This window comes from Erwinia rhapontici, assembly GCF_012271765.1.
GTDB lineage: Bacteria > Pseudomonadota > Gammaproteobacteria > Enterobacterales > Enterobacteriaceae > Erwinia > Erwinia rhapontici.
The window spans coordinates 16,567-32,004 of sequence record NZ_VRKO01000016.1 but is presented as its reverse complement, the minus strand read 5'-3'; the positions used below and the strand labels follow the sequence as shown (position 1 = coordinate 32,004).

The window sequence follows — 15,438 nt, the reverse complement described above, 5'->3', positions numbered from 1 at the left end:
TTTAATGGAGAACACGATGAGTTCAGTGAATATGTTTATCTGCGTAGCAGGCTTCGCCTGGCTGGGACAAATTGCCCTGGGCTGGTTACAGATGTCACGTTTTAATCATGCCCTGACGCAGCTCCCATCAGAGGGCCGCATCGGGATTGGCCGTTCTTCAGGTCGCTTTAAACCGCGGGCGGTACTGGTTATCAGCGTTGACAGCCGCCACATGATTACGGGAAACTTTGTCATGCGCGGGCTGACCGTCTTCTCGCAGCCCATCCCAGATGATGCCCTGAACGGACTGAATATTCAGAACCTGGTGCCAGCTCACATTTATCCCCACAATAAGGCCATGCGCACGGCGTTGGAATTGGCCATAACAAACAAACGGTGATATCTTTCATTTTGAAAGATTTCCCTTCCTTGTTTGCTTTGTTTGTGCGAATACGAAAGGAATCTATTGGCCTACGACAGGGAAACCAGGATGAAACCTATACAGCGGCAAGCACTGATACTTGAATACCTCCAGGGCAAAGGTCGTACTACGGTTGAAGAACTGAGTGCCTATTTTGACACCACAGGTACCACCATCCGCAAAGACCTTTCTCTGCTCCAGCAGCAGGGTGCAGTGATCCGCACTTACGGCGGCGTTATGCTGAACCGGGACGATGGCGACCAGCCTATCGACAGGAAAACCTTTATTAACTCGGATAAGAAAAAACAGATTGCCTCACGTGCAGCCCAGTGGGTTTCTGAAGGTGATTCGCTTATTTTTGACGCCGGCAGCACCGTGCAGCAGATGGTCCCCCACCTTGCTAAATTTAATAATATCACTGTGATGACGAACAGCCTGACCATCGTTAACGAGCTGGTCGAGCTCAATAACGATCAGGTGATACTGATGCCAGGCGGTACCTATCGCGGCACGTCCGCTTCATTCCACGGTAGTCTGGCGGAAGCCGCATTCAGCCATTTCAGCTTCGACAAGTTGTTTATTGGAGCGGACGGCGTTGACCTTAATGCCGGAGTCACAACTTTTAATGAAGTGTTCGGCGTCAGCCAGGCCATGTGCCGTGCCGCACAAAAAATTATCCTGCTGGTCGACTCGTCCAAATTTGGCCGCAAAAGTCCAAATGTGGTATGCAGTCTCGACTCGGTGGATGTGCTGATCACAGACAGTGGGATTGCTGATAATGTGGCGGCACAACTGCGTGATCGCGGCATTGATGTGATTATCGCGGGAGACAAATAACCTGATGCGTGAAATATTGATCGAAGCAGCCCGAGAGACTCTGCAGACGGAGATAGATCAGATCGTCAGTCTGCCTGACAGGCTTGATAACGCTTTCGCGGATGCCTGCACAATGATGCTGGCCTGCCGGGGAAAAGTGATCGTCAGTGGCATGGGTAAATCAGGCCACATTGGAAAAAAAATCGCTGCTACGCTGGCCAGCACCGGAACCCCTGCATTTTATGTGCATCCCGCCGAAGCCCTGCATGGTGATCTTGGCATGATTGCCACAGGCGACGTGGTAGTGCTGATCTCTTACTCGGGTCACGCTGCCGAATTTCGCCGCATGATACCACTGTTACGTGCCCTTCCAGTGGGGATCATTGCCTTTACTGGCAATGCCGATTCACCGCTGGCGCAGGAGGCTGACCACGTGATTAACGTAGAAGTGTCACGTGAGGCCTGCCCGCTTGGCCTGGCCCCTACCTCTTCTGCTGTCTGTACCCTGATGATGGGGGATGCGATAGCCATCGCCCTGATGAAGGCACGTAATTTTGATGAGAATGACTATGCGCGTACCCATCCAGCCGGCAGTCTCGGCGCGCGTCTGCTCTGTCGGGTCGGCGATATTATGCGGAATGGCGGGAAAATAGCCCAGGTACAGGAGGACGCATTGATAAGTGATGCTCTGTTTGAACTGACGCGCACAGGGCTGGGTCTGGTGGCGGTAACGGACCGGGATTGTAGGCTGCGCGGCGTATTCAGTGATGGTGATTTACGTCGCTGGCTACTGAAAGGTGGCCATATTTCCGCGGCGATAGTCGATGCAATGACCCCCATGGGCTTCAGCCTTTCCCCTTCGCAACTGGCCTCTGAAGCGCTGGCTGCGTTCCATGAAAGGAAAATTTCTGCTGCACCAGTGCTGTCGGAGGATAACCGGGTGGTCGGTGCCCTGGCAATGCATGATATCCATGATGCGGGGCTCTAAGGCCAACCAGGACATCTGTAAATGATGTATCAGGAAAAAGATTCAGACGTAAAAAAACCGCCTTTCGGGGCGGTTACGACATTGCTTACTGCTTGTTTTTATTCGTTTTAATCGGTACTGATAATATGGTGCCCGGGGTGGGACTTGAACCCACACAGCCATAAGCCGAGGGATTTTAAATCCCTTGTGTCTACCGATTTCACCACCCGGGCATGGGTGTTAATTGGAGGCGCGTCCCGGAGTCGAACCGAGGTAGACGGATTTGCAATCCGTAGCATGGCCACTCTGCCAACGCGCCTTTAAATCTTTTTGTCATCAGAGAGTCATCTCTGGCGACTAATTTGGAGCGGGAAACGAGACTCGAACTCGCGACCCCGACCTTGGCAAGGTCGTGCTCTACCAACTGAGCTATTCCCGCATTGCCATCAGTTTTATTCTGTTTTAAATGAAACCTTCAGAACTTGCTGATTTGCTTTATCTTCTGGCTGCCTGAGCTGCCTTTCGATGCGTTGCATTCTACTGTTCTGGCGCAATGAGTCAACCAAATTATCCTCACAATGCATCCGTTTGCTGCTTTTTAAGTCGCTTCGATCACCGTTCGAGCAAATCGCCACGTGCAGCGCTCAAATACTGGAACATTGACCAGAAGGTTAGCACAGCGGCAATGTACAACGCGGCAACGCCAACGCCCTCAACAATACTGTTCGGGCGCCATAACAGCGCAAACAGTGACAACATCTGGGCCGTGGTTTTGACTTTACCAATCCACGAAACGGCCACACTGCTGCGTTTGCCGATTTCAGCCATCCACTCGCGCAGAGCTGAAATGATGATTTCACGGGCAATCATGGTGGCAGCCGGTAAGGTGATCCACCATGAGTGGAAATACTCGGCCACCAGCACTAACGCGATCGCCACCATCACTTTATCGGCCACCGGATCCAGGAACGCCCCGAACTGGGTCGTTTGTTTCCAGCGACGGGCCAGGTAACCATCAAACCAGTCAGTCACCGCAGCAAAGATGAAAATCAGTGCGCATGCCAGTGGAGCCCATTGAAATGGCAGGTAAAATGCCAGTACAAAGAATGGGATTAATACAACGCGAAACAGGGTAAGTAAGGTCGGAATATTAAATGGCATAATTACGCTAACTGTTTGGACAGAGTAGAATTTGTCCCTATGTTCCTACATTGCTACGGGTGTTGCAATGCTTAGTGTTTCAGCGCATAGAAGATTTTTTCAGCCAGCGCATGTGAAATTCCAGGGATACTGGCGATTTCTTCCATAGAGGCATTGATCAACGGTTGCAGGCCTCCCATGTACTTGAGCAGCATCTGGCGCCGTTTTGGACCGATCCCTTCAATGGTTTCCAGCGCACTGGTGTTCTTCACTTTAGCCCGTTTATTACGATGGCCTGTTATTGCATGATTGTGAGAGTCATCACGAATATGCTGGATAACATGTAACGCCGGAGAGTCTGGCGGCAAAGCAAATCCCTCCCCTTCCGGTTCAAGGAACAGCGTTTCCAGCCCGGCTTTACGATCGGTGCCTTTTGCCACCCCCAGCAACAGAGGATGATGTTTATCCCAGGTCACATCCAGTTCAGCGAAAACGTCTTTCGCCTGTGAAAGCTGGCCTTTGCCACCATCGATCAGAATTACGTCAGGAATTTTGCTCTCTTCAATGGCCTTGCCATAACGGCGACGCAGCACCTGGTTCATGGCCGCATAGTCATCACCGGGGGTGATGCCCGTGATGTTATAGCGACGATATTCGCTGCGCAGTGGCCCGTTGGCATCAAAAACCACACAGGAGGCGACCGTCTGCTCCCCCATCGTGTGGCTGATATCAAAACATTCCATACGACGAATAGCCGGTAACTTCAGGGTGTCGGCAAGAGCCGTTAGCCGTTGGTGTATAGTGGAATGCTGTGCCAGACGCGTCACCAGCGCGGTAGCCGCATTGGTGCGGGCAAGCTTCAGGTAACGGGCGCGGTCGCCCCGGGGTTTGCTCTGGATGGCAATACGCCTTCCGGCAAGCTCTGTCAGCGAGTCCGCCAGCAGCTCTTTTTCCGGTAACTGGAAATCCAGCAGAATATCAGCGGGTAACGTGCGTGCCTGGCTACCCTGCAAATAGAATTGCCCCACAAATGTCTGCACAACTTCAGCCAGTTCTGTGCCACTGGGCACTTTCGGGAAATAACTTCGGCTGCCCAACACCTTACCCTGACGGATAAACAATACGTGCAGACAGGCCATTCCAGAGTCGAACGCAACACCGATGACATCCAGATCGTCCCCCTGATTGGAGACAAACTGTTTTTCCGTGACGCGGCGCACCGCCTGTATCTGATCGCGCAGACGGGCGGCCTCTTCAAAGCGCATTTCCTGGCTGGCATGTTCCATGCGTGCAACTAGCTGATTCAGGACCTGATCGTCTTTACCCGAAAGGAACAAGCGCACATAGTCGATCTGGCGCGCATACTCCTCTTCCGTCACCAGCCCCTTCACGCAAGGCCCAAGGCAACGACCAATCTGGTATTGCAGACACGGACGTGAGCGGTTGCGATACACGCTATTTTCACACTGGCGTACCGGGAAAATTTTTTGCAACAGCGATAACGTCTCTCGTACCGCATAGCCGTTAGGGAAAGGACCGAAGTATTCCCCTTTCGCATGCTTGGCACCGCGATGGCTTGCCAGGCGCGGATGGGCATCCGCGCTCAGAAAGATGTAGGGATAGGATTTATCGTCACGCAGCAGCACGTTGTAGCGCGGCTGGTAAAGTTTGATGTAGTTATGTTCCAGCAGCAGCGCTTCGGTTTCCGTATGGGTCACCGTCACGTCTATCTGGCAAATCAGCGCCACCAGCGCTTCCGTCTTACGACTGGCGAGGTTTCCGCGAAAATAGCTGGAGAGCCGTTTTTTGAGATCTTTCGCTTTGCCAACGTAGATAACCGTACTCGCAGCATCATACATCCGGTAAACGCCGGGCTGGCTGGTGACGGTTTTCAGGAAATACTTTGCATCAAACTGATCATTCACTACTGATTAACGGCTCCGCGCTGTACAGGCCATGACGGATGGCCAGATGCGTTAACTCCACGTCCCCACTGATATTCAGTTTGCTGAACATGCGGTAACGATAGCTGTTAACAGTTTTAGGACTCAGATTGAGTTGTTCGGAGATTTCCGTCACTTTCTGGCCCTTAGTAATCATCAGCATAATCTGCAACTCGCGTTCCGACAAACTGTTGAACGGCGATTCCGCTTTTTGCGGTTCGATTTGGCTCAGTGCCATCTGTTGCGCAATATCGGAGGCAATATAGCGCTGCCCCGAGTTGACAGAGCGAATCGCGCTGATCACTTCCTGCGGCGCTGCCCCTTTGCTGAGATAACCAGAAGCCCCCGCCTGCATCACTTTTGCTGGCAACGGGTTTTCGGTATGAATCGTTAACATGATAATTTTGCAGTCTGGCGTGTAACGGATAATCTTGCGCGTCGCTTCAAGTCCGCCAATACCCGGCATATTCATGTCCATCAGCACCACATCAGCACTGTTAGCACGACACCATTTTACCGCACCTTCACCGCAGTTCGCTTCTCCAACAACCTGGATACCTTTGATATCTTCCAGGATGCGACGAATACCTGCGCGAACCAGCTCGTGGTCATCAACAAGAAAAACGCTTATCAAACGATGCTCCTTAAGCGGCTAAGGCAGGTGGCGAAAAAAACATTGGCAGGCCGATGATGTTACTACTTTTTCACGGCTGTTAGAACAGAAATAATGTCGAACTTTATACCAAATCTAATTTATCTGCAGAAGCTAAATAGCACGTAAATTCTTCAATAATGCAAAGGTGTAACTTGTAAACGTTAATCTTTTAGGTCGAAAAAAATCTCATCCGCCAGCACCATAATAAAATAAATTATAATTTACAATAAGTTGTATAAAAAATGCTATTTTTCATTTAAAAATAAAGTCAATATTTTCCTAAATTTTAGCACTTTCTACAACGTGACATAACACTAACGCACAACCGATTGTTTTATCATTAATCTTAACCGACTCACTGCTTTCTTCATGCCATTATATGATATACTTTCGAACACTTTACGTGCCTGGTAAACTAACCGGAAGCACTGTTTTTTCAAAGACTATCGGGAGAAATCATGAGCGAGACTGACTTTTCAACCAGCGAAGAAGTGCAGGCATTAGCTAACGAAGTGACGTGCATGAAAGCACTTGTCACACTGATGCTGAAAGGTATGGGTCAGGCAGATGCCGGGAAAGTCATCATCAATATGGAACGCTACATCGCCGCGCTGGAAGATCAGCAGCAGGCAGAAGTGTTCAGCAATACGGTCAAGCAGATCAAACACGCTTATCGTCAGTAATACACCCGCCTTCCCGCCGCGTTAAACGCCCGTTGCTTTTTTATTGGTTTTGTCACACCGTAGTGTTTTAACTGACAGAACAAAGCAATGGGCTTACTTTTCAAAGCAATACTGGGTGCTGCGGTCGTGGTGTTAATCGGCCTGTTATCGAGAACCCGTCATTACTATCTTGCCGGTCTCATTCCGCTGTTTCCCACCTTCGCACTGATAGCCCACTATATTGTGGCCAGTGAGCGGGGCATCGAGGCGCTGCGAACCACCATCGTCTTTGGCATGTGGGCGATTCTGCCCTACTTTATCTATCTGCTGGCACTTTGGTATTTTATTACGATGATGCGGCTGCCACTGGCACTGCTGGCAGCCGTATTATGCTGGGGCGTAGCAGCGTGGGTGCTGATCACGCTGTGGTCGAAATGGCATGGATAATAAACTTAGCGCCCGCGTGGCCCCCAGCTAACAGATACCCCAAGTGTAGGCAGCACTTCTTCAGGCCGGAAGCGACGTGCGCCATGGAACTTTTCAGCCAGATTCGGCTGAGCAATCGGGATTTTGACCGCAAACAGGTTGTCTTCTGACTGAATGATCCCTGGTGTGAGCGGATCATAGTTCACCTGATGCTGTTCAAACATCTGCTCCAGCATCGGCGTTGCCGCACTGTAGAGATACTGAATGCCCGATTGTCCCGCCAACTGCACCGCATGCCATAAAATGTTCAGCGGCAACTCCGCATCAATTTCAAGCCGGGCAGAGAAACGTGACATTTCCCAGACGATATCACTCTCATTGTTACTATTTTCAGCACCTGCGGCTGAACGGTTGCTGTCCGGATCCTGCCATGCCATTAAACGCGCACAACCACAGATACCAAACTGCGCAGTCCAGGCAATCAACCAGATCACATCGGAACGATCGAAGCGATCGTACTCCTGGCCCGGGGTACTGAGACGAGACGGAATCGACCAACCTTCACCTCTGGCAAAGACGCTGTAACGATAACTTCCTAATTCTGCCAGTAAAGATGACGGCATGTCCTTCAGCTTGGTCTGGATAATCTTCATTCATGATCCCCTGTCGCATTCCCTCGTGAGCGCCGCTCCTGACGGTTCGGGCAGGGTTGTTACCCTGGGCGCAGGGTAGACAACCGGGTGGCAATTCGAAACTACCAAATTTGGTAGTTGCATCCTCTTTCAGATTAAACCGATTGCTGCGGCATAAGAGGCAATTTGCGTTTTGTTTGGTGCATTAAATCGTTTTTGCATGTTTTTTTGGTGAAAATTAACGGTATTCTCTGAGATAGAGAGGATCAGTGATATTTCTGCCGATGTTTTTCCCTCTGCGGTCCATTTGAGAATTTCGAGTTCTCTTTCACTTAATTCCAGTTTCGTTGCCAGCATCGAAATATCATCCATTTCGATCAATGCAGCCATTGACAGCTCCGAAATATACTGGAGTTTAAGTTCAAGTTCTGTCGTTAACGCTATCATTTTAGAAGGATTGGCAGACGACAGCGATAATATACCTACGGATCTGTTTTTCGCCATCACGGAACAAGAAATACCGTGATAAATACCATGTTCTCTGGCAGCTTGCAGAACGCACTGCTCCTCGGGGAGCAGATCGCCTCCCCACAACCACATCGCTCCCGGTGAACGGCACTTCTTCATCACAGGATCGCGCTGCACTAAGTCTTCATGCAAATAATACTCAATCCACTTCTGCGGATAATTACTGTAAAAAAAAGTTTTTGGCCGGGTAAAAGGAACGGGATGACGAATAAAAAGAGCATAAAAATCGAATTCCAGCTCCCCCGCCTGTTGCTCAATTATCCTGGTAATATGAGCGGTGTTGCTTCCCGTACCAAAAGCCAATTGCATCCTGTTTCGCCAACTGAAATAGTTCTCAGATGTCATTAATGCCTCAGTCCGACAGGGAAAATCCCCGCCCTGATTATAATTGTCATTGTGAATATGGCAGTAAAAAAATGAATGAAATCGAGTAAAAATTTTAATTGTCCAGAGTGATATTTCTGAACAAAAAACAGTTTACAACGTTCAGGTATTGATCTGTTTGGGCATAAAAATCACCAGGAAAATAAGCCCAAAAAATGGACACCAGACCGATAATAACCTATGTAACATTTTGTTCTCAGTGTCGCCAACGAGATACATCGATTTATCGCACCACTCACCACAGGGGTTAGAATAGGATTTTTCCTATAAAGATTCAATAATTTTGCCCCTTTTGTCATGGCGTTTACGCACAATAGTTTTACAGTGTTTCAGGGCTTTTTTTCAGTAAAAAAAATGTGACTCGTCCGACAAAAAGTCAAAACTTATTGATATAACTATCAATTACCTCCCTCCTGTTACCATTTGGCTTTCACGCAATAGGTTAATGACTATGTAGCAACAGCAGACAATCCCACAGTTATCACATGGGGTTAACGGCAATATGTACAATTTGCATCATCATCTTTTCGTTTTAAGTTCAGCTGCGTATTGTTATGCGAAAATACGTCTCTGCGAATACCTGCCTCCTGAAACAAGCAGCATGAGTGCATGCCCTACAAATGCATCGACTTTATGCATCATTAATTGCATCGCGCTATATCAATATTGCTCATCACTCGTTGTCTCATTTATTGTCCGCAGGTATCAGCCATCTCCACGCGCTTTCAGCGGCACAAACCAAAACCGCGCATACCGAGATGAAAATGATTGGCATGTGCCGCGTTATATTCCGGTCCTAAGGCATTACCAAACAGATGGCAGCTACGGGCAAAGACGAGGTGCAACCATCGGCTGCGATCATCTCCGCCTCTCCAGTGACTCAGTACACTGATGCGTTGGCCGTTTTGTAAACGAAAACCGCTGAGGTCCCAGGCGTCAGCCGTGGCGTGCTCACTTAAGCGACCTTCTGCACGGTGATAAATATTACGACAGGCGTAGCTACCGAGGTGATCAATGCGCGTTAGTGGCGACCCCAGCTCACGAGTAGCCATGGGTTTGAGCGTTTGAGTGACCAGCATCGCGCTGCTGACCGCCAGCGTGCAGCTGCTGAGGAAGGTGCTGCTGAGGGTCACATCGCCAAAGCCCGTTATTCTGACCGGGTCAACCAACGGACAACGTCCCTGCTGTGTGCCTGGTCGGGTGTAGCTCAGATATCCCTGTGTTCGAGCCTGTTGCAGCACCGCGAAACAGGCCTCCGGGTTGGCAGCCAGTCTCTTCAGTTTATAACGTGTAACCAGCGTCGGTGCATCGGTGACCGACAATGGCGCAAAGGGATCCCAGGCGGGGGGTAAAACACGTAACAGCAGCGAACACAGCCATCCTCCGGCGAGGAGAACAGCAACCAACGTGATGAATCGCTTCAACTCCCCTCCTTTTACCCTGGCACAAAGAAGTGATGCCGGGTTTTTAAGCATATGACGCTTCGTTATCGTAGTTTAGCTGCAATTTTGCTTTATCGACCGGGATTTTACGTTAAGCTCTTGATCGCACTAACCTCAACAACATCAGACATACGAAAAGCCATCAGAGCTTTCATATCATTACCACAGGACAGGAAACCCATTAATGGTTGATCAATCAAAAGAGGCTGCTGCCTCTGAAAAAGGAGCGGACCAGCTCCAGCGCAATCTGCACAATCGCCATATTCAGCTGATCGCCATCGGCGGTGCTATCGGCACCGGTCTGTTTATGGGATCTGGAAAAACGATCAGCCTTGCCGGGCCGTCGATCATTTTCGTTTATATGATCATCGGTTTTATGCTGTTCTTTGTCATGCGCGCGATGGGCGAGCTGCTGCTCTCTAATCTTGAGTACAAATCCTTCAGCGACTTCGCCGCCGACCTGCTGGGTCCGTGGGCAGGCTATTTCACCGGCTGGACCTACTGGTTCTGTTGGGTGGTCACCGGGATTGCCGATGTCGTGGCCATCAGTTCCTATTTCCAGCTCTGGTTCCCGGACTTCTCTATCTGGATGAGCGCCCTGCTGTGCATCGTCGTTTTCCTGTCGCTCAATATTGCGACGGTGAAACTGTTCGGCGAGATGGAGTTCTGGTTTGCGATTATTAAAATCGTCGCCATTGTTGCGCTGATTGCCACCGGCATTGTGCTGGTCGCGATGCATTATCCGTCACCGGGTGGCGGTACCGCTTCCCTGAGCAACATCTGGGATCACGGCGGGATGTTCCCGAAAGGATTGAGTGGTTTCTTCGCCGGCTTCCAGATTGCGGTGTTTGCTTTTGTGGGTATCGAACTGGTCGGTACTGCGGCGGCAGAAACGCATGACCCTAAGACCGTCCTGCCACGCGCCATTAACGCCATCCCTTTACGCATCATTATGTTCTACGTTTTGTCGCTGATGGTGATTATGGCGGTGACGCCGTGGGATCAGGTGGTGGCCGATCGTAGCCCGTTTGTTGAAATGTTTATGCTGATTGGTTTACCGGCAGCGGCGAGCATCGTGAACTTTGTGGTACTGACCTCCGCGGCCTCATCGGCTAACAGCGGCATCTTCTCGACCAGCCGCATGCTTTACGGTCTGGCTCAGCAGGGTGTGGCACATCGCCGCTTTGGGTTGCTGTCACGCCGTTCGGTGCCGACCACAGGTCTGTTCTTCTCCTGCCTGTGTTTGCTGGGCGGCGTCGCGCTGATTTACCTGATCCCCAATGTGATGACGGTGTTCACGCTGGTCACGACGGTATCTGCCATTCTGTTTATGTTTGTCTGGACGATTATCCTTTGCTCTTATCTGGCCTACCGCAAGAAGCATCCGGAACGCCACGCGACATCCAGCTATAGAATGCCATTGGGCAAATTTATGTGCTGGGTGTGTATGGCCTTCTTTGCCTTTGTGCTGGTACTGTTAACGCTGCAAGAGGATACCCGTCAGGCGCTGATGGTCACGCCACTGTGGTTTATCATTCTGGCGGTGGGATGGTTCCTGCGTCAGCGTAAATCTGCCTGATAAACAAGCAGGCCAGGTCAACCTTGCCTGCTGCATCAGAATCGTGACCACAGTTTATGCAGCGCCTGCCCCAGTGGAGGGCGCTGAACCGGTAAGCGTTCCGGTTTAAATGGCCCGTCTTGTAATGGCTCAGGGCCGAGATCAAAGGTAAAGTTGTAATTGGGTTCTTCCCCCATCCGCAGGTCAGTGATCGTAATATGATCCCCCACCCGCTTCATCGCATAAAAACCACGACTGAACCAGACCACGCGCTGAACATACCAGTTACTGCTGTACTGTTGATACAGTGCACTGCCGTTGTCATGAGGGGTAAGCGCCAGCGGCTTATCCGGGCTCAATAACGACCAAAATCCTTCCTGATAATCATCAGCCGACATCACCACCACACGCCACTGTACTGTGTTAAATGCCGTGGGCGTCACCAGCAGTCGCTCTGCGCTGACGTGCTGCTGAACCAGCTGTTGCTTCACCTCGTGAGTGACCCATGCCTGCGCCACCATGCTCCAGACGAGATACAGGCAGCTCAGACTTAAGCCCAGCGTATTCCAGCGCCGCCCGTGACGGTGTCGCCATACCAGTGCCGCTATCAGCCCGGCCAGCAAGGGCAGAGTATATAGCGGATCGATAATAAACATGCTGCCGATGGCAAAAGGACGATCGGTGAAAGGCAGCGCTAACTGCGTGCCATATATAGTGGTCAGGTCAAGAAGAGGATGAGTAATCAGCGCCAGCCACACTGCCGCCCACCAGCGTCCGAAAGCCTGCGGCTGGCGACACAGACGGCTGCACAACCCGGCAAGCAGCGGCGACGCCAGCGTCAGCCAGAACAACGCATGGCTCTCAGTGCGGTGCAGAGTCATATTGCGGATGGCATCGCCGTGATCAATAAAGACATCCAGATCGGGCAGCGTACCACAAACCGCCCCCACGGCAGCCGCCTGCCATACCGGGGCTTTACGCCCCATCACGGCAACAGCGACCGATGCGCCCAATACCAGTTGTGAAACGGAATCCATCATCGCTCCCTGTTAATCACGGCTCTTAGCGTACGCGGATACCTTCAATCACCATACGCTGCACATTTTCGACCGTCTGGTTGAAGAAATGCTCATCATTCAGCGTCTGCCCGGTTATCGCCTCCACCTGGGTGGCGAAGTCAGCATAGTGCTGGGTCGTGGCCCACAACATAAAGATCAGATGATCAGGCTGAACAGCGGCCAGTTTTCCCTGCAAAACCCAGGTTTCTATGATGGCCGCCTTATCTTCAACCAGATGACGCAAATCCCCCGCCAGTTCGGCTTTAAGTAACGGTGCGCCTTGCAGCATCTCCATGCAGAACAGACGTGAAGCCTGAGGGTGATCGCGTGAAACCTCCAGCTTAAGACGAATGTAATCGCGTATTGCCTCCAGAGGATGCTGATCGTGGCGCAGCGCGCGCAGCGGTGCCAGCCAGACATCCAGCAGGTCCTTCAGCACAGCAATATAAAGTTCTTCTTTAGAGGGGAAGTAGTAAAGCAGATTGGTTTTCGATACATCTGCACGTTCGGCTACCTTATCCAGGCTGGTGCCATGAATGCCGAACTGTGAGAAAAACTCCAGCGCCGCAGAGAGAATAGCGGAACGCTTTGCAGCCACCGCGCGCGAACGACGCGTCGGGGCTTTAGCCGGTAACTTATCAGTAGAATTCACCGTGACTCCATGATCCATGTGGGTTGCGGGGATAATAGCAAAACAGCTGACGCATACCTAATTAGCGCTATCCCTTAGGCATGCACTCTAATTGACCATCCTCGCCTGCTTTTTGTGCAACATTTTTTACCAAATGGTCTGAAATGGACCACTCATTCCACCAGAGTTTTACAAACAAAAAACAACTCACTGTTTTAAATAACAATTTTCAAACTGGCACAGCCTTTGCAATTTGATTCACAGCGCCGCTTCAAAGGAAACTGCAGGATGCATCGCAGCGCCGGGATTCACTCTTTCACTCAAGCAGAGGATGTCACATGAAAATTGGTGTTTTTATCCCGATCGGTAACAACGGCTGGTTAATTTCTCAAAACGCGCCGCAATACATGCCGACCTTTGAACTGAACAAAGCGATTGTGCAGAAGGCAGAGCATTATCACTTCGATTTTGCGCTCTCTATGATCAAACTGCGCGGCTTCGGTGGCAAAACCGAATTCTGGGACCATAACCTCGAGTCCTTTACTCTGATGGCAGGCCTGGCCGCCGTCACCTCGCGCATTGAAATCTATGCCACCGCCGCCACCCTGACCTTGCCTCCGGCGATTGTGGCCCGCATGGCGTCAACCATCGACTCCATCTCTAATGGCCGCTTTGGCGTCAACCTGGTGACCGGGTGGCAGAAACCCGAATACGATCAAATGGGCCTGTGGCCGGGTGATGAATACTTCTCACGCCGTTACGACTATCTGACTGAATATGTCAGCGTCCTGCGCGATCTTTGGGGCAACGGTAAGTCCGACCTGAAAGGCGAGTTCTTTACCATGAATGACTGCCGCCTCAGCCCGCAACCGCAGAAACCGATGAAGGTCATCTGCGCAGGACAGAGCGACGCAGGCATGGAATTTTCAGCCAAACACGCCGACTACAACTTCTGTTTTGGTAAGGGTGTGAATACGCCAACCGCTTTCGCCCCGACGGCGGCTCGGATGAAAAGCGCAGCCGATGCACAAGGCCGCGATGTCGGCTCCTATGTGCTGTTTATGATCATCGCTGATGAAACCGATGAGGCCGCACGCGCCAAATGGGAACATTACAAAGCCGGTGCCGATGAAGAGGCGCTGTCGTGGCTGACCACCCAAAGCCAGCAGGACAAACGATCCGGCAGCGACACCAACGTACGCCAGATGGCCGACCCGACTTCCGCCGTGAATATCAATATGGGCACCCTCGTCGGCTCCTATGCCAACGTGGCGCGGATGCTCGACGACGTTGCCACGGTGGAAGGCACCCACGGCGTGCTGCTGACCTTCGATGACTTCCTGCAAGGTATTGAGAACTTTGGCGAGCGTATCCAGCCGCTGATGCAGTGCCGTATCGATGTGATTGATGCTGCACAGGAGGTGGCATAATGAATAACAAACCTGCTGTTGTGTGCACTACCGCATCCACCCTGGACGCTATCACCCTGCCCGCGCGCCCGGAAGCGATTGTCTTCCCACCGGAGCAAACGGCACTGATCGTCGTGGATATGCAGAATGCTTATGCCACCACCGGCGGCTATCTCGATCTCGCCGGGTTTGACGTGTCGGCCACTCGCCCGGTCATCGATCAGATCAATGTGGCGGTCAAGGCTGCCCGTCAGGCCGGGATCCAGGTGATTTGGTTCCAGAATGGCTGGGACGATCAGTACGTCGAAGCCGGCGGACCCGGTTCACCGAACTGGCATAAATCGAATGCGCTGAAAACCATGCGCCAGAACCCGGAACTGCAGGGCACGTTGCTGGCAAAGGGTGGCTGGGATTATGAGCTGGTCGATCAGCTGACACCGCAGCCGGGCGATATCGTGCTGCCTAAACCGCGCTATAGCGGCTTCTTTAATACTGCACTCGACAGCATGCTGCGCAGTCGGGGCATCCGTCATTTAGTGTTTACCGGCATTGCCACCAACGTATGCGTGGAGTCCACCCTGCGTGACGGTTTCTTCCTTGAATACTTCGGCATCGTCCTTGAGGACGCCACCTATCAGGCAGGCCCACTGTTTGCCCAGCAGGCCGCCCTGTTCAATATTGAAACCTTCTTTGGTTGGGTGTCTGACGTCGGCAGTTTCTGCTCGGCATTACAAACGGAACCGGCCACTGCAGCCCAGACAGCCTGACACCTGCTTTTTAAACGGAG

Annotated in this window: 16 protein-coding genes and 3 tRNA genes; 8 read left to right on the top strand and 11 right to left on the bottom strand. The window is 51.5% G+C overall.

Going from position 1 to position 15,438, the window contains the following annotated elements; genetic code table 11:
- Positions 1-16 precede the first annotated feature (16 nt).
- The 3 genes from FVB43_RS16995 to FVB43_RS16985 all read left to right on the top strand — a co-directional run bounded on the left by FVB43_RS16995 (position 17) and on the right by FVB43_RS16985 (position 2,204).
- The gene (locus FVB43_RS16995; RefSeq protein WP_167864355.1) at positions 17-379 is read left to right on the top strand and encodes a transcriptional regulator GutM; all 363 of its coding nucleotides are present in this window, start codon (positions 17-19) and stop codon (positions 377-379) included.
- A 90-nt stretch (positions 380-469) separates the two neighbouring features.
- Positions 470-1,237 carry a glucitol operon DNA-binding transcriptional repressor SrlR gene (gene srlR, locus FVB43_RS16990; protein WP_167864354.1) on the top strand — a complete coding sequence of 256 codons (768 nt, stop codon included), beginning with the start codon at positions 470-472 and terminating at the stop codon, positions 1,235-1,237.
- A 4-nt stretch (positions 1,238-1,241) separates the two neighbouring features.
- The gene (locus tag FVB43_RS16985; protein ID WP_167864353.1) at positions 1,242-2,204 is read left to right on the top strand and encodes a KpsF/GutQ family sugar-phosphate isomerase; all 963 of its coding nucleotides are present in this window, start codon (positions 1,242-1,244) and stop codon (positions 2,202-2,204) included.
- Between the two features lie 126 nt (positions 2,205-2,330).
- Here the strand turns inward: FVB43_RS16985 and FVB43_RS16980 are convergent.
- From FVB43_RS16980 to uvrY, 6 genes are all read right to left on the bottom strand, one after another.
- Positions 2,331-2,416 (bottom strand) — tRNA-Leu (locus tag FVB43_RS16980).
- 12 nt (positions 2,417-2,428) lie between these two features.
- A tRNA-Cys gene (locus FVB43_RS16975) sits at positions 2,429-2,502 on the bottom strand.
- Between the two features lie 44 nt (positions 2,503-2,546).
- Positions 2,547-2,622, bottom strand: a tRNA-Gly gene (locus tag FVB43_RS16970).
- A gap of 173 nt (positions 2,623-2,795) precedes the next feature.
- A complete protein-coding gene (pgsA, locus tag FVB43_RS16965) occupies positions 2,796-3,344 on the bottom strand; it encodes a CDP-diacylglycerol--glycerol-3-phosphate 3-phosphatidyltransferase (protein ID WP_133840959.1) in 549 nt (182 codons plus the stop codon).
- Positions 3,345-3,415: 71 nt separating this feature from the next.
- On the bottom strand, positions 3,416-5,248 hold the full coding sequence (gene uvrC, locus FVB43_RS16960; RefSeq protein ID WP_133840960.1) for an excinuclease ABC subunit UvrC: 1,833 nt from the start codon (positions 5,246-5,248) through the stop codon (positions 3,416-3,418).
- The gene (uvrY, locus tag FVB43_RS16955) at positions 5,241-5,900 is read right to left on the bottom strand and encodes a UvrY/SirA/GacA family response regulator transcription factor (protein WP_167864352.1); all 660 of its coding nucleotides are present in this window, start codon (positions 5,898-5,900) and stop codon (positions 5,241-5,243) included. Before uvrY ends, uvrC begins: the two co-directional genes overlap by 8 nt.
- A gap of 479 nt (positions 5,901-6,379) precedes the next feature.
- On the opposite strand from uvrY, the gene FVB43_RS16950 reads away from it, so the two are divergent.
- The gene (locus tag FVB43_RS16950; protein WP_133840962.1) at positions 6,380-6,604 is read left to right on the top strand and encodes a DUF2594 family protein; all 225 of its coding nucleotides are present in this window, start codon (positions 6,380-6,382) and stop codon (positions 6,602-6,604) included.
- A gap of 87 nt (positions 6,605-6,691) precedes the next feature.
- Complete coding sequence (locus FVB43_RS16945; RefSeq protein WP_133840963.1) at positions 6,692-7,030, top strand: GlpM family protein; 339 nt, start codon at positions 6,692-6,694, stop codon at positions 7,028-7,030.
- A gap of 5 nt (positions 7,031-7,035) precedes the next feature.
- Here FVB43_RS16945 and FVB43_RS16940 read toward each other — a convergent pair whose 3' ends face one another.
- The 3 genes from FVB43_RS16940 to FVB43_RS16930 form a co-directional block, all read right to left on the bottom strand.
- Positions 7,036-7,662, bottom strand: a complete 627-nt coding sequence (locus tag FVB43_RS16940; RefSeq protein ID WP_133840964.1) for an autoinducer synthase — start codon at positions 7,660-7,662, stop codon at positions 7,036-7,038.
- Between the two features lie 129 nt (positions 7,663-7,791).
- Positions 7,792-8,514, bottom strand: coding sequence for an autoinducer binding domain-containing protein (gene sdiA / locus FVB43_RS16935; protein WP_133840965.1), 723 nt, complete (start codon positions 8,512-8,514; stop codon positions 7,792-7,794).
- Positions 8,515-9,278: 764 nt separating this feature from the next.
- Positions 9,279-9,977, bottom strand: coding sequence for an extensin-like domain-containing protein (locus FVB43_RS16930; protein WP_242462158.1), 699 nt, complete (start codon positions 9,975-9,977; stop codon positions 9,279-9,281).
- A gap of 202 nt (positions 9,978-10,179) precedes the next feature.
- Between FVB43_RS16930 and cycA the strand changes: the two genes are divergently transcribed.
- Positions 10,180-11,574, top strand: coding sequence for a D-serine/D-alanine/glycine transporter (cycA, locus tag FVB43_RS16925; RefSeq protein WP_133840967.1), 1,395 nt, complete (start codon positions 10,180-10,182; stop codon positions 11,572-11,574).
- 35 nt (positions 11,575-11,609) lie between these two features.
- On the opposite strand, the gene FVB43_RS16920 is transcribed toward cycA, so the two are convergent.
- Both FVB43_RS16920 and rutR read right to left on the bottom strand, forming a co-directional pair.
- Complete coding sequence (locus FVB43_RS16920) at positions 11,610-12,590, bottom strand: metal-dependent hydrolase (RefSeq protein WP_133840968.1); 981 nt, start codon at positions 12,588-12,590, stop codon at positions 11,610-11,612.
- 25 nt (positions 12,591-12,615) lie between these two features.
- On the bottom strand, positions 12,616-13,281 hold the full coding sequence (gene rutR, locus FVB43_RS16915) for an HTH-type transcriptional regulator RutR (protein WP_133840969.1): 666 nt from the start codon (positions 13,279-13,281) through the stop codon (positions 12,616-12,618).
- A gap of 299 nt (positions 13,282-13,580) precedes the next feature.
- On the opposite strand from rutR, the gene rutA reads away from it, so the two are divergent.
- Complete coding sequence (gene rutA / locus FVB43_RS16910; RefSeq protein WP_133840970.1) at positions 13,581-14,672, top strand: pyrimidine utilization protein A; 1,092 nt, start codon at positions 13,581-13,583, stop codon at positions 14,670-14,672.
- Complete coding sequence (gene rutB / locus FVB43_RS16905) at positions 14,672-15,418, top strand: pyrimidine utilization protein B (RefSeq protein ID WP_167864350.1); 747 nt, start codon at positions 14,672-14,674, stop codon at positions 15,416-15,418. The genes rutA and rutB overlap by 1 nt, the downstream gene beginning before the upstream one ends.
- Positions 15,419-15,438: the final 20 nt, after the last annotated feature.

Coding starts and splice junctions, on each gene's coding strand:
- FVB43_RS16995 (WP_167864355.1), top strand. CDS start 17: ATGAGTTCAGTGAATATGTTTATCTGCGTAGCAGGCTTCGCCTGGCTG.
- srlR (WP_167864354.1), top strand. CDS start 470: ATGAAACCTATACAGCGGCAAGCACTGATACTTGAATACCTCCAGGGC.
- FVB43_RS16985 (WP_167864353.1), top strand. CDS start 1,242: ATGCGTGAAATATTGATCGAAGCAGCCCGAGAGACTCTGCAGACGGAG.
- pgsA (WP_133840959.1), bottom strand. CDS start 3,344: ATGCCATTTAATATTCCGACCTTACTTACCCTGTTTCGCGTTGTATTA.
- FVB43_RS16950 (WP_133840962.1), top strand. CDS start 6,380: ATGAGCGAGACTGACTTTTCAACCAGCGAAGAAGTGCAGGCATTAGCT.
- FVB43_RS16945 (WP_133840963.1), top strand. CDS start 6,692: ATGGGCTTACTTTTCAAAGCAATACTGGGTGCTGCGGTCGTGGTGTTA.
- FVB43_RS16940 (WP_133840964.1), bottom strand. CDS start 7,662: ATGAAGATTATCCAGACCAAGCTGAAGGACATGCCGTCATCTTTACTG.
- sdiA (WP_133840965.1), bottom strand. CDS start 8,514: ATGACATCTGAGAACTATTTCAGTTGGCGAAACAGGATGCAATTGGCT.
- cycA (WP_133840967.1), top strand. CDS start 10,180: ATGGTTGATCAATCAAAAGAGGCTGCTGCCTCTGAAAAAGGAGCGGAC.
- FVB43_RS16920 (WP_133840968.1), bottom strand. CDS start 12,590: ATGGATTCCGTTTCACAACTGGTATTGGGCGCATCGGTCGCTGTTGCC.
- rutR (WP_133840969.1), bottom strand. CDS start 13,281: ATGGATCATGGAGTCACGGTGAATTCTACTGATAAGTTACCGGCTAAA.
- rutA (WP_133840970.1), top strand. CDS start 13,581: ATGAAAATTGGTGTTTTTATCCCGATCGGTAACAACGGCTGGTTAATT.
- rutB (WP_167864350.1), top strand. CDS start 14,672: ATGAATAACAAACCTGCTGTTGTGTGCACTACCGCATCCACCCTGGAC.